This window comes from Streptomyces sp. TSRI0107 (assembly GCF_001905845.1).
Classification (GTDB): Bacteria; Actinomycetota; Actinomycetes; order Streptomycetales; family Streptomycetaceae; genus Streptomyces.
Genome location: NZ_LIVZ01000015.1, coordinates 98,854 through 119,980, shown reverse-complemented (window position 1 = coordinate 119,980; position 21,127 = coordinate 98,854). Strand labels below are relative to the sequence as shown.

Annotated in this window: 21 protein-coding genes; 15 read left to right on the top strand and 6 right to left on the bottom strand. The window is 71.9% G+C overall.

The window, feature by feature from the left end:
- The first annotated feature begins 130 nt into the window (after positions 1-130).
- Positions 131-529: an SseB family protein gene (locus tag AMK31_RS34115; RefSeq protein WP_073944613.1), complete on the top strand. Its 399-nt coding sequence runs from the start codon at positions 131-133 to the stop codon at positions 527-529.
- A gap of 9 nt (positions 530-538) precedes the next feature.
- Here AMK31_RS34115 and AMK31_RS34110 read toward each other — a convergent pair whose 3' ends face one another.
- Both AMK31_RS34110 and AMK31_RS34105 read right to left on the bottom strand, forming a co-directional pair.
- Positions 539-1,375: an arylamine N-acetyltransferase family protein gene (locus AMK31_RS34110; protein WP_073944612.1), complete on the bottom strand. Its 837-nt coding sequence runs from the start codon at positions 1,373-1,375 to the stop codon at positions 539-541.
- 257 nt (positions 1,376-1,632) lie between these two features.
- Positions 1,633-2,055 carry a MerR family transcriptional regulator gene (locus tag AMK31_RS34105; protein WP_338013062.1) on the bottom strand — a complete coding sequence of 141 codons (423 nt, stop codon included), beginning with the start codon at positions 2,053-2,055 and terminating at the stop codon, positions 1,633-1,635.
- A gap of 28 nt (positions 2,056-2,083) precedes the next feature.
- Between AMK31_RS34105 and AMK31_RS34100 the strand changes: the two genes are divergently transcribed.
- On the top strand, positions 2,084-2,857 hold the full coding sequence (locus AMK31_RS34100) for a methyltransferase domain-containing protein (protein WP_073944610.1): 774 nt from the start codon (positions 2,084-2,086) through the stop codon (positions 2,855-2,857).
- A 16-nt stretch (positions 2,858-2,873) separates the two neighbouring features.
- On the opposite strand, the gene AMK31_RS34095 is transcribed toward AMK31_RS34100, so the two are convergent.
- Genes AMK31_RS34095 through AMK31_RS34080 form a run of 4 tightly spaced genes read right to left on the bottom strand, consistent with a single transcriptional unit; the run spans position 2,874 to position 7,043 of the window.
- On the bottom strand, positions 2,874-3,905 hold the full coding sequence (locus tag AMK31_RS34095; protein WP_073944609.1) for a LacI family DNA-binding transcriptional regulator: 1,032 nt from the start codon (positions 3,903-3,905) through the stop codon (positions 2,874-2,876).
- Positions 3,902-4,807 carry a carbohydrate ABC transporter permease gene (locus AMK31_RS34090; RefSeq protein ID WP_073944608.1) on the bottom strand — a complete coding sequence of 302 codons (906 nt, stop codon included), beginning with the start codon at positions 4,805-4,807 and terminating at the stop codon, positions 3,902-3,904. Before AMK31_RS34090 ends, AMK31_RS34095 begins: the two co-directional genes overlap by 4 nt.
- Complete coding sequence (locus AMK31_RS34085; RefSeq protein ID WP_073944607.1) at positions 4,804-5,727, bottom strand: carbohydrate ABC transporter permease; 924 nt, start codon at positions 5,725-5,727, stop codon at positions 4,804-4,806. Before AMK31_RS34085 ends, AMK31_RS34090 begins: the two co-directional genes overlap by 4 nt.
- A complete protein-coding gene (locus AMK31_RS34080; RefSeq protein ID WP_073944606.1) occupies positions 5,724-7,043 on the bottom strand; it encodes an ABC transporter substrate-binding protein in 1,320 nt (439 codons plus the stop codon). The genes AMK31_RS34085 and AMK31_RS34080 overlap by 4 nt, the downstream gene beginning before the upstream one ends.
- Positions 7,044-7,225: 182 nt before the next feature.
- Here AMK31_RS34080 and AMK31_RS34075 point away from each other — a divergent pair, with 182 nt between their 5' ends.
- The 13 genes from AMK31_RS34075 (at position 7,226) to AMK31_RS34015 (ending at position 21,026) form a co-directional block, all read left to right on the top strand.
- On the top strand, positions 7,226-9,247 hold the full coding sequence (locus AMK31_RS34075) for a beta-galactosidase (protein WP_073944605.1): 2,022 nt from the start codon (positions 7,226-7,228) through the stop codon (positions 9,245-9,247).
- A gap of 149 nt (positions 9,248-9,396) precedes the next feature.
- Positions 9,397-10,956 carry a glycoside hydrolase family 53 protein gene (locus AMK31_RS34070; protein WP_073944604.1) on the top strand — a complete coding sequence of 520 codons (1,560 nt, stop codon included), beginning with the start codon at positions 9,397-9,399 and terminating at the stop codon, positions 10,954-10,956.
- Between the two features lie 229 nt (positions 10,957-11,185).
- On the top strand, positions 11,186-11,470 hold the full coding sequence (locus AMK31_RS34065) for a helix-turn-helix domain-containing protein (RefSeq protein WP_073944694.1): 285 nt from the start codon (positions 11,186-11,188) through the stop codon (positions 11,468-11,470).
- 80 nt (positions 11,471-11,550) lie between these two features.
- Positions 11,551-12,504, top strand: coding sequence for an SMP-30/gluconolactonase/LRE family protein (locus AMK31_RS34060; protein WP_073944603.1), 954 nt, complete (start codon positions 11,551-11,553; stop codon positions 12,502-12,504).
- A gap of 73 nt (positions 12,505-12,577) precedes the next feature.
- A complete protein-coding gene (gene crcB / locus AMK31_RS34055; RefSeq protein ID WP_073944602.1) occupies positions 12,578-13,042 on the top strand; it encodes a fluoride efflux transporter CrcB in 465 nt (154 codons plus the stop codon).
- Entirely contained in the window at positions 13,039-13,386 is a 348-nt protein-coding gene (locus AMK31_RS34050; RefSeq protein WP_073944601.1) for a DUF190 domain-containing protein, read from the top strand. Before crcB (AMK31_RS34055) ends, AMK31_RS34050 begins: the two co-directional genes overlap by 4 nt.
- The gene (gene crcB, locus AMK31_RS34045) at positions 13,383-13,745 is read left to right on the top strand and encodes a fluoride efflux transporter CrcB (protein ID WP_073944600.1); all 363 of its coding nucleotides are present in this window, start codon (positions 13,383-13,385) and stop codon (positions 13,743-13,745) included. The genes AMK31_RS34050 and crcB (AMK31_RS34045) overlap by 4 nt, the downstream gene beginning before the upstream one ends.
- Before the next feature lie 172 nt (positions 13,746-13,917).
- Positions 13,918-14,595, top strand: coding sequence for a FadR/GntR family transcriptional regulator (locus tag AMK31_RS34040; RefSeq protein WP_073944599.1), 678 nt, complete (start codon positions 13,918-13,920; stop codon positions 14,593-14,595).
- The gene (locus tag AMK31_RS34035) at positions 14,592-16,061 is read left to right on the top strand and encodes an amino acid permease (protein WP_073944598.1); all 1,470 of its coding nucleotides are present in this window, start codon (positions 14,592-14,594) and stop codon (positions 16,059-16,061) included. Before AMK31_RS34040 ends, AMK31_RS34035 begins: the two co-directional genes overlap by 4 nt.
- Positions 16,062-16,105: 44 nt before the next feature.
- The gene (locus tag AMK31_RS34030) at positions 16,106-17,116 is read left to right on the top strand and encodes an asparaginase (protein ID WP_073944693.1); all 1,011 of its coding nucleotides are present in this window, start codon (positions 16,106-16,108) and stop codon (positions 17,114-17,116) included.
- Positions 17,117-17,240: 124 nt separating this feature from the next.
- Positions 17,241-18,650 (top strand): aspartate ammonia-lyase, encoded by a 1,410-nt coding sequence (gene aspA, locus AMK31_RS34025; protein ID WP_073944597.1) that lies wholly within the window; start codon positions 17,241-17,243, stop codon positions 18,648-18,650.
- Between the two features lie 55 nt (positions 18,651-18,705).
- Complete coding sequence (locus tag AMK31_RS34020) at positions 18,706-19,638, top strand: glutaminase (RefSeq protein WP_073944596.1); 933 nt, start codon at positions 18,706-18,708, stop codon at positions 19,636-19,638.
- A 68-nt stretch (positions 19,639-19,706) separates the two neighbouring features.
- Positions 19,707-21,026: a tetratricopeptide repeat protein gene (locus tag AMK31_RS34015; RefSeq protein WP_073944595.1), complete on the top strand. Its 1,320-nt coding sequence runs from the start codon at positions 19,707-19,709 to the stop codon at positions 21,024-21,026.
- The last annotated feature ends 101 nt before the right edge of the window (positions 21,027-21,127 follow it).

Here is a 21,127-nt window from a genome sequence, read left to right as displayed (position 1 = left end):
CCGGTTTTCCGGCGCGTTAACGCATGGCCGGCGCATGGGACCGGCCCCTTCGGGTACGCGAGGAACACCGCGCCCGATCCCGATCTTGGGCCGGACGCACCGTACGACCGCCGCTACCTGGGGACCCGCCATGGACACACCAGCCGAGAACGGCACCAACGCCGCCTCCCGGGCGCTCGACGCGCTGGCCCGGGACACCGAGGACACCGACGCGCTGGACACCCTCGCGCACAGCGACGTGCTCATCCCCGTGCCCGACGACGTCACGGAGGCCGACGCGACCGACCCCTCCGCCGTGGCGCTGCCCGTCCTGGAGCAGCCGGACGGCGTGCCGGTCGTGCCCGTGTTCACGTCCGAGCTGGAGATGGCCGGACTGCTGCCGTTCGTCTCCCGCTACCGCCTGGTCCCGCTGGGCGTGCTGGCCGCGCAGTGGCCCTCCGACGACCTGTCCCTCACCATCGACGCCAGCTCGTCCCACGGGCTGACCCTCACCTCGGACGGCGTGCGCACGCTGCTGGCGCGTCCCTGACGGCGGACGTCAGGTCAGCAGCGTGATCCCGTCCGGGACGGCGATGCCGAAGTCCGCGTCCAGCACCTGACGCGCCTCCGCCTCGCCTGCCAGTTCCCGCTTCCTGACCGAGCCGTCGGCCCGCGTCTCGGTGAGGAGGCCGTCCTCCAGGAGGAGATGTCCGTCGGCCGTGACCCGCTGGACGTACAGGCGCCCGGTGAACGGCGACCGCGGGTTCGTCCCCACATGCCAGTTGAACACCTCGTAGTCGGCCCGCTCGAACGGGTCCAGGGTGAACGCGTACTGCGCCACCCACGGGCCGTCGTCGCCGCTCTCGTCGTACGCCTCCAGCACCCACATCTCCAGCGGCCCCCCGTGGGGCGCGTGCACGAGCCGATGGCGGCGCCCCGCGTCGTGGAACTCGGTGCCGGCGATCAGCGGCACCGGCTCCAGCAGCGAGCCGATCGCCCCGAAGCCGACGTCCGTGAGGTACGGCTGCGGGTCGCCCGGTGCGGTGACCAGCAGCGCCATGTGGGTGCGCGGGCGGCTCTCGAACCGGTCGGCGCCGACGACGACACGCGCGGCCAGTCCGGTCACCCGGAAACCGAGCGCTTCGAGCGCGGCCGAGAACAGCAGGTTGTGCTCGTAGCAGTAGCCGCCCCGGCGGCTGTGCACCAGCTTGGCCATCAGGTCGTCCGGGTCCAGGGACGGTGCTCGGCCGTGCAGTGCCTCCAGGTTCTCGAAGGGGATGGCCCGGATATGGGCCAGGTGCAGGCCCCGCAGCGTCGCCAGGTCGGCGCGCCGCGGCCCCTCCCATCCGATCCGGCGAAGGTAGGCGTCGAGGTCGAACGGCGTCGTGTCAGGCATGCCCCTCACCCTAGGCAGCCGGCGGCACACCGTCGGCGGGCCAGGGTCCGATCCGGCATAGGGCCTTGGTCCTAGGGCCTGTCGTTTGGATCAGGCCGGCTGCGAGGGACGGTGCGTCCTGGCCGAGTCGAGCGGGGTCTGGTGCGTGCAGCTGCAAGGCGGAGGAGGGAGTCGACGCGGCGCGTCGGCGAGTGACGACAACGCGGCAGATGTGCGTGCCAGACTCCGCGACGCCGGGATGATCCAAACGACAGGCCCTAGGTGGCCCCGCCCTGGAGCGAGCCCGTCAGGCCGGCGACCTGCCGCCGGAAGTGGGGGCAGTCCGACAGCTCCTCGTGGGTGCAGCCCAGCGCGCACTCGACCAGCGACAGCGAGACCCGCGCCGCCGCGATCCGGGCCCGCAGCGCCTCCGCCTCCCGGCGCAGCACGTCCCGCCGGGCGCGATGGTCACCGGACGTGAGCGTACGGATCGCCTCCAGCGACAGCCCCGCCTCCTTGCCCCGCAGGATCACCCCCACCCGCACCACGTCGGCGGCGCCGTACCGCCGTCGGCCCGCCGCGTCGCGGGCCGGGGTCAGCAGCCCCACCGACTCCCAGTGCCGCAGCACGTGCGCGGCCAGCCCGAAGCGTCCGGCCAGCGCCCCGATGCTCATCGTCTCGTCCCGCTCGGTTGACCTCACGCCGACATTAAGTCGCACGCTGACGCCCATGACTAAGCAGCAGCCTCCCAAGCTCCCCGTCGGCCCCGTCGACACCCTCGCCCCTCTCCTCGCCCGGCTCGACGCCGCCGACCGGCTGCCCGCCGCGCGGGAACTGCGGAACCTCTCCTACGGCCTGCTGGGCGCCGCCCGCTCGGTCGTCGACGTCGGCTGCGGGGCCGGACGGGCGGTGGCCGAACTGACGCGGCGCGGCGTGGCCGCGGTGGGCGTCGACGTGGACGCACGGATGCTCGCCGCCGCCCGGACCCGGTGGCCGGACGCCGACTTCCGGGCGGGCGACGCCTACGACCTGCCGCTCGGCGACCGCTCGGTCGACGGCTACCGCGCCGACAAGGTCTTCCACGAACTCGCCGCCCCCGACCGCGCCCTCGCCGAGGCCCGCCGCGTGCTCGTGCCCGGTGGCCGGGCGGTGCTGGCCGCCCAGGACTGGGACGCCTTCGTCATCGACTCCGACGACCCCGCACTCACCCGCACCCTGGTGCACGCCCGCGCCGACCTGGTCACCGCGCCCCGCGCGGCCCGCCGCCACCGCACGCTGCTGAAGGACGCGGGCTTCCGGGACGTAACCGTCGAGGTCCGCACGACGGTCCTCACCGGACCGGACGCCCTGCCCTTCGTGACCGCCCTGGCCCGCACCGTGGCGGACTCGGGCGCCGTGGACGCCGAACGCGCCGCCGGCTGGATCGCCGAGCAGCGCGTTCGTGCCGGACAGGACCGGCTGTTCGCGGCCCTGCCGATGTTCCTCGCGGCGGGCGAGGCATGAGCCGTCCGTCAGGCCCTCAGGTGGACTCCCGCCTCACCAGCTCCGTCGGCAGGATCACCGCCGCCGGGTCCTCGCCCCCGATCTGGGCGAGCAGCACCCGCACCATCTCGGCGCTGATCCGGTCCCACGGCTGCCGTATGGTCGTCAGCTCGGGGCTCGCGGCGAGCGCGGCGGGGGAGTCGTCGAAGCCGCCGACGGCGATGTCCTGCGGCACCCGCCGCCCGGCCCGCTGCAGCGCGGTGAGCACGCCCTGGGCCATCAGGTCGGAGGCGACGAACACCGCGTCCATGCCGGGGGCCTGCGCGAGCAGCCGCTCGGCGCCCGCCTCGCCGCTGGCGCGGCTGTAGTCGCCGGAGACGATGAGGTCGTCGTCGACCGGGAGGCCTGCCTCGGCCAGCACCTCCTTGTAACCGGCGAGCCGCTCCACACCGCCGGGCGTGTCGAGCGGACCGGTCACCACGCCGATCCTGCGCCGGCCGAGAGAGAGCAGATGCCGGACCATGTCCCGGGCGCCGTCCCGGTCGTCGGCGGCGACGTAACTCACCTTGGAGCCCAGCCCGATCGGCTTGCCGCAGGCGACCAGCGGCACGCCCGCCTCGCGCAGCTCCTGGGCGACCGGGTCACCGGAGTGGCTGGAGACCAGCAGCACCCCGTCGACGTGCCCGGCGGTGATGTACCGCGTTATGCGCCGCCGTTCGTCCTCGGTGCCCGCCAGCATCAGCAGCAGCGGGATGTCGTGCGCGGCCAGCGCCTGGGTGCAGCCGCGCAGCAGGACGTTGAAGTTGGGGTCCTCGAAGAACCGCTCCTGGGGCTCCGTCAGCAGGAAGCCGACGGAGTCCGAGCGGCCGGTGATCAGGGAGCGCGCGTGCCGGTTGACGACGTACCCGGTCTTGCGGATGGCGGCGTTGACCGCCTCCTGTGCCGCCGGGCTGACGTAGTGGCCGCCGTTGAGCACGCGCGAGACGGTGCCGCGCGAGACGCCCGCCTCGCGCGCCACGTCGTGAATCGTCGGCGGCTTGCGCCGGCCCCCCGTATTGCCCATGGTCATGACTTTACGGCCCCGGACAGCAGATCCAGGCTCCAGAACCGCTGGATGACCAGGAACAGCGCGACCAGGGGGAGCACCGCGAGGAACGCGCCGGTGATCACCAGCGTGTACAGCGCCGGGGTGTTGGAGCCCTGCTCCAGCAGCGTGTACAGACCGAGCGTGATCGGGAACTTCTCGTCGTCGCTGAGCATGATGTACGGCAGCAGGAAGTTGTTCCAGATCGCCACGAACTGGAACAGGAAGACCGTCACCAGGCCCGGCAGCATCATCGGCAGCGCGATCCGGGTGAAGATCCGCCACTCGCTCGCGCCGTCCATCCGCCCGGCCTCCACGACGTCGCCCGGCACGGCGGCCGCCGCGTAGATGCGGGCGAGGTAGACGCCGTACGGCGAGAGGATCTGCGGCAGCAGCACCGACAGGTAGGAGTCGGTGAGGTCGGCCTTCGCCAGCAGCAGGTACTGCGGGATCGCGAGGATCACCGGGGGCATCAGCACGCCCGCGAGCAGCACGTTGAACATCGTCTCGCGGCCGCGGAAGCGGTACGTCGCCAGCGCGTACCCGGCGAAGGACGACACCGCCGTGGACAGCAGGGCGCCGAGGACCGCGTAGAGGGCGGAGTTGGCCATCCACTGCCAGTACACGCCGTCGCGGTAGGCGCTCAGGTCCGAGAGGTTCTCGGTGAAGCCGGAGCCCGGCAGGAAGGTGAACGTGGAGAACAGCTCGCTGCCGGACTTCGTCGAGGCGATCACCACCCACGCCACGGGCAGCAGGCAGTACAGCGCGCCGAGCAGCAGCGTCACCGTCGGGATCAGCGCGATCCGGCGGCGCAGCGGCGGGCGCCGGCCGGTGCCGGGCGTGGCGTCCGTGGCCGTGTCGGTCTTGGCGATGGCAAGAGAACTCATCGTGCCGCCTCCTGCTTCTGACGACGGTTCGCGGCCCGCAGGAAGCCGAAGGACAGCAGCAGCGTGGCCAGGGCGATGATCGTGGCCTGGGCGGCCGCCGCGTGGATGTCACCCTTGCCGAAGGCGTCCTGGTACACCTTCATCAGCGGACTCCACGTCGTGGACACGGAGTTGGTGAGCGGCTTGAGGGTGGTCGGCTCGTTGAACACCTGGAGCGTCGCGATGATCGAGAAGAAGAAGGTCAGCACCAGCGAGGGCGCCACCATCGGGATCTTGATGCGCAGCGCGATCTGCAGCGGGGTGGCGCCGTCCAGCTTCGCCGCCTCGTACACCTCGGCCGGGATCGACCGCAGCGAGGTGTAGATGACGATCATGTTGAAGCCGGTGCCGCCCCAGACCGCGATGTTCGACAGGGCGAGATAGAGCGGCCCGCCGTCCAGCAGGTCCGGCTGCGGCAGGCCCAGCCTGTCGAGCACGAAGTAGAACGGGCTCACGTCCGGCAGGTAGAGGAAGCCCCACAGCAGCGCGGCCACCACGCCGGGGATGGCGTACGGCAGGAAGATCGCGAGCCGGGTGAACGGGGCGAGCCGCACCTTGTCGGAGTCGAGCATCAGCGCGAACAGCAGGGCGAGGCCCAGCATCAGCGGGACGACGAGGCAGCCGTAGCCGAGCACGCGCAGCGCGCCGTCCAGCAGCTCGCTGTCGGAGAGCGCGGCGGTGTAGTTCTCCAGGCCGGCCCAGACCTCCGTGCGGGCGCCGGAGCCCAGGCCGAGGCCGGACACCTTCACCTTGCGGAAGCTGAGCCAGACCGCGTACCCGATGGGCAGCGCGAAGAACAGGGCGAACAGGATCGTGGCGGGGAGGAGGAAGGCGTACGGGGCCCCCTTGACCCCGTACGACTTCCGGCGTGCGGTCGTCACTCGGAAACCTCGAAGCCCTGCTTCTTCATGTCGGCGACGGTGGCCTCCTGCATGGTGTCCAGGGCGGCCGTGAAGTCCGACTTGTTCTTGGCGGCGGCGCCGAAGGCGTCCTTGAAGGTGGTGTACGCGACGTTCACGTTCGGGCCCCACGCGGACGGCGCGGTGGTCTGCGCGATCTCGGCGGCCTGGGTGTAGAAGTCGGCCTGGTTGGAGAAGTACTCCGGCGACTTGGTGAAGGCGCCGCTGAGCTGGGCGGCGGTGGAGGCCGGGTAGATGCCGCTCTCCTTGGCCAGCGCGTTCAGCGCCTCGCCGTCGGTGTTCAGCCAGGCGGCGAACTTGGCGGCGGCCTCCTTGTTGCCGGAGTCCGTGGTGACGGCGGTGGACGAGCCGCCCCAGCTGCCGGTGACGTTCTCGCTGCCGGACCACTGGGGGAGCGGGGCCATGGCCCACTTGCCCTTGGTGTCGGGCGCGGCGGTGGTCAGCGTGCCGGGCGCCCAGACGGCGCTGACCCAGGCGATCTGCTTGCCGGTGTTGAGCGCCTTGTTCCAGGCCGGGGTGTACATCGGCTGGTTGTTGATGGCGCCCTCCTTCACGAGGCCGCCCCAGAACTCGGCGACCTTCCGGGTCGCCGGGTCGTTGATGCCGACCTTCCACTTCTGGCCCTCGGTGCTCCACCACTTGGCCCCGGCCTGCTGGGCGAGGCCCGCGAAGAGGCCGGAGTCGTTGGCGGAGAAGGTGGTGAGGTCCTTGTCCGGAGCCTTCTTCTTCAGCGCGCGGGCGGTCTCGGCGAACTGCTCCCAGGTGGTCGGGACCTTCAGGCCGTACTCCTCGAACAGGTCCTCGCGGTAGTAGAACATCATCGGCCCGATGTCCTGCGGAACCGCGTACACCGCGTCCGTGCCCAGCGTGGTCTGCTGCCAGACGCCCTCGGCGAACTTGTCCTTCGCGCCGCCGACCTCGCCCGATATGTCGGCGAGCGCGTCATTGCTGACCAGGGTCGGCAGCGCCTGGTACTCGGCCTGCACCAGGTCGGGCGCCTTGCCGGCCTTGTGGGCGGTGAGGATCTTGGTGACCAGGGTGTCGCCGGACGCCTGCTTCTTCACCGTGACGGTGATCTGCTCCTTCTTGCCCGGGCCCTTGTTCCACAGGTCGACGACCTTGTCCATGCCGGGCGTCCAGGTCCAGTACGTGAGCGAGACGGGCCCGGACCGGGCCTCGCTGTCCCCGTCCTCCGAGCCGCAGGCGGCGAGGACGGTGGCGCCGAGTGTGACGGCGACGGTGGTGGCCACCAGGCGACGGCGCTTCGTGTTCGGCATGGATATCTCCCCTGACCTGGGTCCTCGCCTGTCGCGAGAACCTGCCATGCTTCTGTGAGCGTTCACAGTAGAGAAACATCCCGGACACTTGTCAATGGTTGTTGCTGTGCGGTTATGTTGGGCTCACACCGCCACCGTTGTGTGTGCACGTTCCCAAATGATCGATTACCCGGGAGACATCCATGCCGGAGACCACCCCCAAGGGCCTCACCAGGCTCGCCTTCGGTGGGGACTACAACCCCGAGCAGTGGCCGGAAAGCGTCTGGCACGAGGACGTACGGCTGATGCGGGAGGCCGGCGTCTCCATGGTGAGCGTGGGGATCTTCTCCTGGGCGCTGCTGGAGCCCTCACCCGGGCAGTACGACTTCGGCTGGCTCGACCGCCTGCTGGACCTGCTGCACGACAACGGCGTCCGCGTCGACCTCGGCACCCCCACCGTGGTGCCCCCGGTCTGGTTCTACCGCGCGCACCCCGAGGCGCTGCCGGTGACCGCCGACGGCATCCGCCACGAGTTCGGCTCCCGCGGCGCCATCTGCCACAGCAACGCCGACTACCGGGCGGCCGCCGCGAACATCGCCACCAGGCTCGCCGAGCGCTACGGCGACCACCCCGCACTCGCCATGTGGCACGTGCACAACGAGTACGGGGTGCCGGTCTCGGCCTGCTACTGCGACAGCTGCGCCGCCCACTTCCGCCGCTGGCTGGCGGACACGTACGGCACGGTCGACGCGGTCAACGAGGCCTGGGGCACCGCCTTCTGGGGCCAGCGGTACACCGGCTTCGAGCAGATCAACCCGCCGCGCCGCACGCCCACCGTCGGCAACCCCGGCCAGGCGCTGGACTACCGGCGGTTCGCCGACGCCACCATCCGCGAGAACTTCGTGGCGGAGCGGGACATCCTGCACCGCCTCTCGCCCGGCGTCCCGGTCACCACCAACTTCATGACCGCGCTCAGCCAGTGCGACTCCATCGACTACTGGGCGTGGGGCCGCGAGGTCGACCTCGTCACCAACGACCACTACCTGATCACCGACGGCCGCCGCACCCACGTCAACCTCGCCATGGCCGCCGACCTCACCCGCTCGGTCGCCGGCGGCGCCCCCTGGCTGCTCCTGGAGCACTCCACCTCCGGCGTCAACTGGCAGGCCCGCAACCCCGCCAAGGCACCCGGCCAGATGGCCCGCAACTCCCTCGCCCACGTGGCGCGCGGCTCCGAGGGCGCCATGTTCTTCCAGTGGCGGCAGTCCCGGCGCGGCGCCGAGAAGTTCCACTCCGCGATGGTCCCGCACGGCGGCACCGACACCCGCGTCTGGCGCGAGGTCGTCGAACTCGGCGCCTCCCTCGGCACGCTGAACGAGATCCGCGGCACCCGCACGCGGGCCGACGTGGCCGTCCTGTGGGACTGGCACTCCTGGTGGGCGCAGAACCTGGACTGGCGGCCCAGCGAGGACCACGACGCCCGCGAACGCGCCGACGCCTTCTACGAGGTGCTCTACGACCGCCACCTCACCGTCGACTTCGCCCACCCGGAGGCCGACCTGTCGGCCTACCCCCTGGTCGTGGTGCCCGCGCTGTATCTGATGACCGAGGCCGCCGGCCGCAACCTCACCCGGTACGTCGAGAACGGCGGCACCCTGCTGGTGTCGTACTTCTCCGGCATCGTCGACGAGCACGACGCCGTCCACGAGGGCGCCTACCCGGGCGCGCTGCGCGACGTCCTCGGCCTGACCGTCGAGGAGTTCTCGCCACTGCTGAAGGGCGAAACGGTCCGGGTCACCGGTCCCGACGGCGGCGAACTGGCCGCCGACGTGTGGACGGAGTTCGTGGTGCCGCGCGGCGCCGAGACGGTGTGGACGTACGCCGACGGCCTCACCGCCGGCCGCCCCGCCGTCACCCGCCACCGCCTCGGCGAGGGCACCGCCTGGTACGTCTCCACCCGCCTCGGCGCGGACGGCATCGACGCGGTCCTCGGCCGGGCCGCCGAGGACGCGCGCCTCGCCCCGCGCGCCGACCTGCCGCGGGACGTCGAAGTGGTGCTGCGCACCGGCGAGTCGGGCACGTACCTGTTCGCCGTCAACCACACCGGCACCGACGCCAAGGTGCCGCTTGAGGCGCCCGGCACCGAGCTGCTGACGGGCGAGCGCGCCGCGGGCCGCGTCGAGGTCCCCGCGGGAGCCGTACGGGTCGTCCGGCTCGACGGCTGAACCCGGCCCGAGGGCCGAACCGACTCCCCTCCGCCCGCGCGAGCCGGAAGAGCCGCGGGCGGAGGGGCCGCCTCCACCACTCCGGGCAGGCCCTGCCCGGGGCGCGGAGGTCTCCATCCCCCCTTACGTCGAAGGGACGACGGACGACGATGTTCCATCCCAGACGCACCCTGAGAGCCCTGCTGCTGCCGCTCGCCGCCGGGCTCGCCCTCACCTTCCTGCCCGCGCAGACCGCCCAGGCGGCGAGCACCCTCACCAACGGCGGCTTCGAGGCCGACGGCGCGGGTTCCGCCACCCCGGGCGGCTGGTCCGAGTACGGCTCCACCGGCGCCTCCTTCACCGAGGCCGGCGGCCACGGCGGCGCCTACCGGCTGAGCCACTGGGCGTCCACCGCCTACAAGGTGGAGACGTACCAGTACCTCTCCGGCCTGACCAACGGCAAGTACAAGCTGACCGCCTGGGTCCGCTCCGGCGGCGGCCAGAACTCCGCGTACATAGCCCTGAAGAACTGCGGCGGCGCCGAACAGCGCACGGACCTGCCGGTCTCCGCCGACGGCTGGATCCGCATCGTCGTACCGGTCGACGTGACCACCAACCAGTGCACGATCAGCATCAACAGCGACGCCAACGCGGGCAACTGGATCAACGTCGACGACCTGACGTTCACCTCGGGCACGTCCGGCACCACCATCCACGGCGCCGACGTCTCCTCCATCGCCAAGAGCGAGGCCCTCGGCGGGGTCTACCGGACCAGCTCCGGCGGCAAGGCCGACCCGCTCGCCGTCATGAAGTCCGCCGGCATGAACTACGCCCGGCTGAAGGTCTGGGTGAACCCCGCCGACGGCTACCACAACAAGACGCGCGTGCTCGCCCAGGCCAAGCGGATCAAGGCGCAGGGCATGAAACTGCTCGTCGACTTCCACTACTCGGACACCTGGGCCGACCCGGGCGCCCAGTCCAAGCCGGCCGCCTGGGCGAGCCACTCCTACAGCCAGTTGAAGACGGACGTGTACAACCACACGTACGACGTGCTGAACGCGCTGAAGGCCCAGGGCACCACCGCCGACATGGTCCAGGTCGGCAACGAGATCAACGGCGGCATGCTGTGGAACGAGGGCTCCACAAGCAACTGGTCCCAGCTGGCCGGACTGCTCAACTCCGGCTACGACGCGGTCAAGGCGGTCAGCTCCTCCACCACCGTGGCCCTGCACCTCGCCAAGGGCGGTGACCTGAGCGGCACCCGCTGGTGGTTCGACTCGGCGGTGGCCAACGGCGTGAAGTTCGACGCCATCGGCCTGTCGTTCTACGGCTACTGGCACGGCTCCCTGTACGACTTCCAGACCACCCTGGACGACGCCGCCACCCGCTACGGCAAGCCGGTGTTCGTCGCCGAGACGGCCTACCCCTTCCGGCTCGACAGCGAGGACGCGCACGAGAACATCATCGACCTCTCCGAGGAGCTCGTCGCCGGCTACCCGGCCACCACCGCCGGGCAGACGAAGTGGATGAACGACATCGCGAGCATCGTCGAGGCCGTCCCGAACGGCCGCGGCCTCGGTGTCTTCTACTGGGAGGCCACCTGGACGGCGGTGACCGGCAACGGCTGGGACCCCACCGACGCCTCCTCCGGCAACGGCTGGGAGAACCAGGCCCTGTTCGGCTACGACGACCGGGCGCTCCCGGCGATGGCGTGGTTCGGCCACCGCTGAGCCCGCCGGCCGGCTCCCGCTGAGCCGCTTCGGCCACCGCCGGCCAACGCACCCCGGGGCCCGGCCGCGCGAGTACGCACCCGCGCGGCCGGGCCCTCGGCCTTTCCCGCCACCGGGAGTCGAAGACCCGTTCGACATCGGACAGGAGGCGCGGAGGCCGGGATGCGATGTCTCGCCCCGCGCCGCGCGGGGAAAACCGGCAGTGAGGGGCCCGACCGAGGGGGACGAGATGCTGAGGACTCCCGTCAACGACACCCGCATGCGCATCCTGGAATGGCTCAAGGATCCGGCCGCCCACTTCCCGCCGCATCCCGACACCTGTCCCACGCACGGCGTCACCGCCGACGCCGTCGCCGCGAAACTCGGCCTGCCGCGCCCGGTCGCCGACACCCACCTCGCCCTCCTCGCCGCCCTCGGCCTGCTCCGCAGCCACCGGATCGGTGACCAAGTCCACTACCGCCGCGACGAGGTCCGGGCCGCGGAGGTGGCCCGCATCTTCGAAAAGGGCTGGTGACGGCCGCGCCCGACGCCCACTCGTGATGCTCACTCCCCACGCCTACTGCTGACGGCGCGTCACCTGACAGGATGGGCGCCATGGACCGATCAGCCACGCTCGTTCCCCTGCGCTACGTCGACGTTGGCGGCCACGGCCCGGAGGACGTCGTCGCCGACGACCGCGGCCGGGTGCTCACCGGCGTCGAGGACGGCCGCATCCTGCGCCTCGACGGACTGGACGGCACGCCCAGCGTCACCACACTCGCCGACACCGGCGGCCGCCCCCTCGGCCTCGAACTCCTCCCCGACGACGCGCTGTTGGTGTGCGACGCCGAACGCGGACTGCTGCGCGTCGACCTCGCCGACGGCACCGTCGACCTCCTCGCGGACGCGGTGGCGGGGGAGCGGCTGCGGTTCTGCAGCAACGCCGTCGCGCTCTCCGACGGCACGGTGTACTTCACCGTCTCCAGCAGCCGCTACCCCCTCAGCCAGTGGATCGGCGACATCGTCGAACACACCGGCACCGGACGGCTGCTGCGGCTCACCCCCGACGGCGGTCTCGACGTGGTCGCCGAAGGCCTCCAGTTCGCCAACGGCCTGGCGCCGAGCGCCGACGAGAGCTTCCTGGTCGTCGCCGAGACCGGCGCCCGCCGCCTCAGCCGCCACTGGATCACCGGTCCGCGCGCAGGGCGCACCGAGCCGTTCGTCGAGAACCTGCCGGGCATGCCCGACAACCTCTGGCGCGGCGCCCCCGGCGAACCGGTCTGGGTGTCCCTGGCCGGCCCCCGCGTCCCGCCCCTCGACCTGCTGCACCGCACCGCCCCCGCCGTACGTCGCGCCGCCGCCCGGCTCGCCCTCCAAGCCCCCTTCCGCCCCTCCGGCACGATCGGCGTCCTCGCGGTCGACGACCACGGAGAGACCGTCCACCACCTCACCCGCCGCCGCTCCGGCTACCGCATGGTGACCAGCGTCTGCCGTACCGGCGAGCTGCTGGTGCTGGGCAGTGTCCAGGAACGCGGGGTCGCGGTCTGCGCGGCACCGGCGCCGAAGTGACCCCCGTACGACCTCGGAGCTACCCTGTCGACCGGCCGCTCGTGAAACCCAGGCGAGCAGGAACCGACCGACCATGACAAGCCCGGACAGCACCCCTTTGCGTACCGCCCCCGCCCCCGCACCGCAGCGGCCCGCCTGGCGCGCCCAGGCCCCCGTCGTCGGCGTCGTCGCCCTCGGCGGCGGCCTCGGCGCCACCGCCCGTTACGCGGCCTCCCTGTGGTGGCCCGCCGCGCCGGCCGGCTTTCCCTGGACGACGTTCTGGGTCAACGTCGCCGGCTGCGCCGTGATCGGCGTCTTCCTGGTGGCCGTCACGGAGGTGCGCCCCGCGCACCCGCTGGTCCGCCCCTTCTTCGGCACCGGAGTGCTCGGCGGCTTCACCACCTTCTCCACCTACGCCGTCGAGGCCCAGCGGCTGATCGAAGCCGGCCGCCTCACCACGGCGTTCGCCTACCTCGCCGCGACCCTGCTCGCGGCGCTCACCGCGGTGTGGCTCGCCGCCGGCGCGGCCCGCCGGCTGCTGAAAGTGAGGCAACGATGACCCGGACGACCGGCCCCGCCCTGCGCCTCACCGTCCTCGTCGGCGAGCAGGACACCTGGCACCATCGGCCCGTCCACTCGGAGATCGTGCACCGCGCGCACGCGGCGGGCCTCGCCGGGGCCAGTGTCTTCCGCGGCGTCGAGGGCTTCGGGGCGTCCTCGGTGGTCCACACGTCCCGGCTGCTGTCGCTGAGCGAGGACCTGCCGGTGGCCGTCGTGATCGTCGACACCGAGGAACGCGTACGGGCCTTCCTGCCCGACCTGGACGAACTGGTCACCGACGGACTGGTGACCCTCGACCACTGCGAGGTCGTCCGCCCCGGCGCGGGGGAGGGGGCCGGGTGAACTGGCTGCTGGTCGTCGCGGGCGGCATGATCGGCGCCCCGCTGCGCTACCTCACCGACCGGGCGGTGCAGGCCCGCCACGACTCGGTCTTCCCCTGGGGCACCTTCACGGTCAACGTCACCGGCTGCCTCGTCCTCGGCCTGCTGACCGGCGCGGCCGTCGCCTCCCCGCTGCGGCTGCTGCTCGGCACGGGCCTGTGCGGCGCCCTGACCACGTACTCGACCTTCTCGTACGAGACCTTCCGCCTCGCCGAGACCGGGGCGCGGACGCAGGCGGCGGTCAACGCGGCGGCGAGCGTGGTGGCCGGCCTGGGAGCGGCGTTCGCGGGGGTCGCGCTGGCCCGGGCGGTGTGGGGATAGCGGCGCCGCCCGAAGGAGGTCACTCCATGAAAAGGATCAATGCATGACACCGCCTCCGTGAATCTTTCCTTTCGCTTCTCTTGACACGCCCCTGGCGCTACCCGCAGGATCAACCCCCGTGAACCTGTCAGACAGCCAGACAGCCTTTCCCGGCCCGCGGCGCGTCAGTGCCATGGAAGCGGTGCTCACCCACCTGCGTGGCGCCATCGAGCGCGGCGAGTACGCCGTCGGCGACAAGCTGCCCTCCGAGGCGGAACTGTGCCGCACCCTTGAGGTCTCCCGGCCCGTGCTGCGTGAGGCGCTGCGTGCGCTGCAGGCCCTCGGGCTGACCGTGGCCAAGACCGGCAAGGGCACCTTCGTGGTGGCGAACAGCGTCGAGGACCCCACCTTCGGCGACTACGCGGCCAGCGATCTGCTCGAGGTGCGCCGGCACGTCGAGATCCCGGTCGCCGGGTACGCGGCGCTGCGCCGCACGCCCGAGAACCTGGACCACCTGGCCCACCTGATGGAGCGGATGGAGCGGGAGACCGACACCACCGCGTGGGTGGCGATGGACACCCTCTTCCATCTTGCCGTGGCCGAGGCCGCCCAGAACCCGGTGTTCCGCCGGGTCATCGAGGAGATCCGGGACGCGCTGGCCCGCCAGTCGGCGTTCCTGAACGAGGTCGGCGGCCGGCGCGAGCAGTCCAACCGCGAGCACCGGGCCATCGTCGAGGCGCTGGTCGACGGTTCCGAGCACGACGCCGTCGAGGCGATGTCCCACCACCTCGACCGCGTCGAGACCACCCTCACCCACATCGTGCGTCCCGCGCGCACGGACACCCCCATGGAAGGCGGACCCGAGGCGTGAGCGAGCAGTCCCTGCACAAAGAGGTGCAGACCGGGCACAACGCTGTGCAGAAACGTTCCGGCCATGTAGACGCCGGAGACGAGGGCTACAGCAAGTCCCTGAAGTCCCGGCACGTCAACATGATCGCCATCGGCGGCGCCATCGGCACCGGCCTCTTCCTCGGCGCCGGCGGTCGCCTCGCCGACGCCGGCCCCTCCCTCTTCATCGCCTACGCGGTGTGCGGCGTCTTCGCCTTCCTCGTCGTGCGCGCCCTCGGCGAACTCGTGCTGTACCGGCCCTCATCCGGCGCCTTCGTGTCGTACGCCCGGGAGTTCATGGGCGAGAAGGGCGCATACACCGCGGGCTGGATGTACTTCCTCAACTGGGCCACCACCGGCATCGCCGACATCACCGCGGTCGCCACCTACACCCACTACTGGGGCATGTTCTCCGACGTCCCGCAGTGGGTGCTCGCCCTGATCGCGCTCGCCGTCGTGCTCACCGTGAACCTGATCTCGGTGAAGATGTTCGGCGAACTGGAGTTCTGGTTCGCGATCGTCAAGGTCGGCGCGCTCGTCGTCTTCATGTGCATCGGCATCTTCCTGCTGGTCACCCAGCACCCCGTCGACGGCCACACCCCCGGTCCGTCGCTGATCACCGACAACGGCGGCGTCTTTCCCAACGGCCTGCTGCCGATGCTGCTGATCATCCAGGGCGTCGTCTTCGCCTACGCCTCGGTCGAGCTGGTCGGCGTCGCCGCGGGCGAGACCGAGAACCCCGAGAAGATCATGCCGAAGGCGATCAACTCCATCATGTGGCGCGTCGGCCTGTTCTACGTCGGCTCGGTGGTGCTGCTCTCCATGCTGCTGCCCTGGTCGTCGTACAAGGCGGGGGAGAGCCCCTTCGTCACCGTGCTCTCCAACATCGGCGTCCCCGCGGCCGGCGGCATCATGAACCTCGTCGTGCTCACCGCGGCGATGTCCTCGCTCAACTCCGGCCTCTACTCCACCGGCCGCATCCTGCGCTCCATGGCCGTGGCCGGATCCGCCCCCAGGTTCACCGCGCGGATGAGCCGCAACCAGGTCCCGTACGGCGGCATCCTGCTCACCAGCGGTATGTGCGTCCTCGGCGTCGGCCTCAACTTCGTCGTCCCGGCCGAGGCCTTCGAGATCGTGCTGAACTTCGCCGCGATCGGCATCCTCGCCACCTGGGGCATGATCATGCTCTGCCACCTGCTCTTCTGGCGGAAGGCCCGGCAGGGCGAACTGGACCGCCCCGGCTACCGGCTGCCGGGCTCCCCCTGGACCGAGATCGTGACGCTGGCCTTCCTCGCCTCCGTCCTGGTCCTCATGTACGCCGACGGCGGCGCCGGACGCACCACCGTGCTGTGCCTGCCGTTGATCGCCGCAGCGCTGGTCGCGGGCTGGTACGCCGTCCGCGGCCGGATCGGGAACACCCCCGAGACCCCCACCAGGGCCGACGTGTGAACCACGCCCCGGCCGACACCGACCCCCCGAAGAACCAGGCAGTGATGTACAGCAGTTCCGTCGCGGACGCACCCCCCGTCCGTGAACCCCGCCACGCCCCCGTCGCCCACCTCGTCCGCGGCGGCGTCGTCGAGGGCGTCCACTACGGCTCCGTCGTCGTCCTCGGCGCCGACGGCCAGGTCACCTTCCAGCTTGGCGACATCGAGGCGGCCTTCTACCCGCGCTCGGCGCTCAAGCCGGTCCAGGCCACGGCCATGGTGCGGGCCGGACTGCCGCTCGACGGGGAGCTGCTGTCGCTCGCCGCCGCCAGCCACTCCGGCGAGGAACGCCACCTCGCCGGGGCCCGGCGGATCCTCGAGTCGGCCGGGCTCACCGAGGACCACCTGCGCAACACGCCCGACATGCCGTACGACCCGGCGTTCCGGGACGCCTGGGTGCGCGAGGGCCGGGCGCCGTCCCGGCTCGCCCAGAACTGCTCCGGCAAGCACGCGGCCATGCTGTACACCTGCCGGCTCAACGGCTGGTCTCTGGAGGACTACCTCGACCCCGGGCATCCCCTTCAGCAGGCGATCGCCGAGATCGTCGAGGACCTGACCGGGCAGCGGGTCGCCGCGGTCACCGTCGACGGCTGCGGGGCGCCGCTGTTCTCCGTCTCCCTGCACGGCCTCGCCCGCGCCGCCGCCCGTATCACGACCGCCGCGGCCGGTACGCCCGAGGCACGGGTCGCGGACGCGATGCGCGAGCACGCGGAGATGGCCTCCGGCGCCGGGCGGGACGTGGCCGCGCTGATGCGGGCCGTGCCGGGGCTGCTCGCCAAGGACGGCTTCGAGGGCGTGCAGGTCGCCGCGCTGCCGGACGGCCGCGCCATCGCCGTCAAGATCGCGGACGGTGCGAACCGCGCGCGGATTCCCGTCGCCGCGGCGGCGTTGGCCCTCGCGGGCGTCGAGCCGTCCACGCTCGCCGAGTTCGCGGGCGAGCCGCTGCTCGGCGGTGGGCTGCCGGTCGGCAGTGTGCGGCCGGTGCGGGCGCTGGAGCCGGTTCCTGTGACGTCCTGATCACGGATCGAAGGGGGACTGCGCGTCGTAGCCGGTCCGCCGGCCGTCCGTGGCCGGTCGCGCAGTTCCCCGCGCCCCTACCCGGCACTTCCCCTCCCTCTTCCGAGAAAGCGACCCGTACCCCATGACCGCCGCCACCCGCCGCGAGCACGACCTCCTCGGTGACCGGGACGTTCCCGCCGACGCCTACTGGGGTGTCCACACCCTGCGCGCCACCGAGAACTTCGCCATCACCGGCACGCCGATCTCCGCCTACCCGCATCTGATCACCGCCCTGGCCGCCGTCAAGGAGGCGGCCGCGCTCGCCAACGAGGAGCTGGGGCTGCTGGACCCGAGGAAGGCCGCGGCGATCGTCGCCGCCTGCCGGGAGATCCGGGGCGGTGAACTGCACGACCAGTTCGTGGTGGACGTCGTGCAGGGCGGGGCCGGCACCTCCACCAACATGAACGCCAACGAGGTCGTCGCCAACCGGGCGCTGGAGCTGCTGGGCCACGACAAGGGCCAGTACGCGTTCCTGCACCCCAACGAGGACGTCAACCTCTCCCAGTCCACCAACGACGTCTACCCGACCGCCGTCAAGATCGCGACGGTGTTCGCGGTGCGCGGCCTGCTCAAGGCGATGTCGGTGCTCCAGGACGCCTTCGCCCGCAAGGCCGTCGAGTTCCGCGACGTGCTGAAGATGGGCCGCACCCAGCTCCAGGACGCCGTGCCGATGACACTCGGGCAGGAGTTCTCGGCGTACGCCGTCATGCTCGACGAGGACCGCAGCCGTCTCGCCGAGGCCGTCGAGCTGATCCACGAGATCAACCTGGGCGCGACCGCCATCGGCACCGGCCTGAACGCGCCCGTCGGCTACGCCGAGGCCGCCCGCCGCCACCTCGCCGACATCACCGGCCTGCCGCTGGTGACCGCCGCCAACCTGGTCGAGGCCACCCAGGACTGCGGCGCGTTCGTGCAGATGTCCGGTGTGCTCAAGCGGATCGCCGTCAAGCTCTCCAAGAGCTGCAACGACCTGCGCCTGCTGTCCTCCGGGCCGCGCGCCGGCCTCGGCGAGATCAACCTGCCGCCCGTGCAGGCCGGTTCGTCCATCATGCCCGGCAAGGTCAACCCGGTGATCCCCGAGGTCGTCAACCAGGTCGCCTTCGAGGTGATCGGCAACGACGTCGCCATCACCATGGCCGCCGAGGCCGGACAGCTCCAGCTCAACGCCTTCGAGCCGATCATCCTGCACTCCCTCTCGGAGAGCATCACCCACTTGCGCAACGCCTGCGTCACCCTCGCCGAGCGCTGCGTCGCCGGGATCACCGCCAACACCGAGGTGCTGCGGGCCAGTGTGGAGAACTCCATCGGCCTGGTCACCGCCCTCAACCCGCACATCGGGTACACGGCGGCCACCGACATCGCCAAGGAGGCGCTGGCCACCGGTCGGGGCGTGGCCGAACTCGTCCTGGAGAAGGGGCTGTTGCCCCAGGAGAAGCTGGCCGCGCTGCTGCGGCCCGAGGTCGTCGCGGGCAACGGCTCGCCCGTCGTCTGACGCGCGCGGAGCGGACGACCTCGCCGATGCGCACCGGGAACGGCACGGAGGCACAATGGTGATCATGACATCGTCGACGAGCTTCCAGCCGGTCCTGGAGCGCATCGCCGAGGAGATCGAGCGGACCCCAGGCCGAGGCCGGCCCGCCGACTACATCCCGGCGCTCGCCGCCTGCGACCCGCGCCGCTTCGGCATGGCCGTCGCGGAGCCGGACGGCACGGTGTACGGCGTGGGGGACTGGCGCGAGCCGTTCTCCACGCAGTCCGTCACCAAGGTCTTCACCCTCGCTCTCGACCTGGCCCGCGAGGGCGACGAACTCTGGGAGCACGTGGGCCGCGAACCGTCCGGCAACCCGTTCAACTCCCTGGTGCAGCTGGAGTACGAGAACGGCATCCCGCGCAACCCGTTCATCAACGCGGGCGCGCTCGTCGTCACCGACCGCCTCCAGACCCGCACCGGCGACGCGTCGGGCACCCTCCTGGAGTTCCTGCGAGCCGAGTCCGGCAACCAGGAGCTGTCCTACGACGAGGAGGTCGCCGCCTCCGAGGCCGCGCACGGCGACCGCAACGCAGCTCTCGCCCACTTCATGGCGTCGTACGGCAACATCGACAACCCGGTGCCGCTGCTGCTGGAGCAGTACTTCCGCCAGTGCTCCCTGCGGGCCTCCTGCGCCGACCTGGCCCGCGCCACCGCCTTCCTGGCCCGCCACGGCGTCCGCGCCGACGGCTCCCGGCTGCTCAGCCGCAGCCAGGCCAAGCAGGTCAACGCGGTGATGCTGACCTGCGGCACCTACGACGCGGCCGGCGACTTCGCCTACCGGGTCGGCCTGCCCGGCAAGAGCGGGGTGGGCGGCGGCATCATCGCGGTCGTCCCGGGCCGCTGCACGCTGTGCGTCTGGAGCCCGGGGCTGGACGAGCGGGGCAACTCGGTGGCGGGGGTGGCGGCCCTGGACCGTTTCACGACGCTCACGGGACTGTCGGTCTTCTGACACCGGCACCGGCCCGCCCCGCGAAAACGCACTTGAGGAAGGGCCCGGCCGCCGGTGAGGATCGGCTCATGTTCTCGCGCAGGAATCGCCGACCGAAGACCCCCGAACTGCTCAAGGCCTGGGAAGCCCTCGACGAGGGGGACATCCCCGGAGCCCTGCGCCAGTTGCGGCACGGCACCGACGACCTGCCGCTGGGCGAGGTCGCCCTGGTCGTCGGCCGGGCCGCCGGCGCGGCCGGCTTCGACGACCTGCACACGGCCGCCGGCGCCCTGGCCGCCCGCCCCGGAAACCCGCGGGCGCTCTACGACTTCGGGTACGCGTGCGTGGAGCGCGGCGTGCCCTACCTGGCGATACCGGCCCTGCGCACGGCACTGGACCAGGCTCCGGGTTCCGCGGCGGTCCTGCGCGAGCTGGTCTCGGCGTACGAGCGCGAAGGCCGCCACCGCGAGGCGGCGGACGTCCTGCTCGCGCGAGAGAACGAGTTCGCCGACTGGCCGGACCGCTATCTGCTGGTCCACAACGCCGTCATGGCCGGCGACCTGGCCCTGGCCCGCCGCCAGCACGTGCTGCTGTCCGATCCGGACGACCCGATGTGGCTGCCCGCGCAGGCCCGTCAGCGCGGCATGCTGGAGCGGGCGGCGAGCGCCGAGCCGGTGAGCCCGCTGGACCAGGCCGATCTCCGGGGATGGCAGTACGTCATGGGCGGCACCGTGCTCGGCACGCTGTCCCCGTACGGCTTCGACGCGGGCATGGCCGGGCGGTTCGCCTGGCTGCAGGACTCCCACGACCAGTGCCTGCGGGGCCTGCTGCGGCTGAGGACGGTCCTCGGCGCCGCCGGGCTGCGCCCCACGTCGGTGTCCCTGCTGCCGGACCGCGGCAGCAGGATCCTCGGCCTGGCCGCGGCCCGGCTGCTGGAACTGCCGGCCGAGCCGTTCGCACCCGGCCGGGAGGACACCGTCGTCGTCGCGTACGACCTGAACGAGATGGCCGGCGCGCCCGGAGGCCCGGACATCCTCGGCGGGCTCGTCGAGCGGGTGCCGGGACAGGTGCTGCACGAGCACGCCTGCAACTGGACCGACCCGCCGGTCGTCACCGCCGACAGCGTCACGCTGCTGCACCAGTCGGCGACGGCCCCCTGGGAGGGGCAGCTGCGGGCGGACGAGGACGGGAACATCGAGCGCGGCGCCCCCGACGGGCGGCCCGAGGAGGAGATCGCCGCGGAGATCCTGGCGGCCGATCCGTCGGCCGACGAAGGGGACGGATCGGCACCCGCCGACCCGGACGAACGGCTCGCCGAGTTCGTCACCGCCGTCCGGGGCTCCTGGCTGCGGGGCGACCGGGCAGGCCTGACGTCGTCGGGCCCGGTGTCCAGCTCCCGGTTCCTCTGACGCCCTCACCGGCACCGATCACGCGGCGGTCACACGCAGGCCGCCGCCCCGAGGGCCCCGCTTCGTTTTCCGGCCACCCCGCGTTGACACGCTGACCGAGT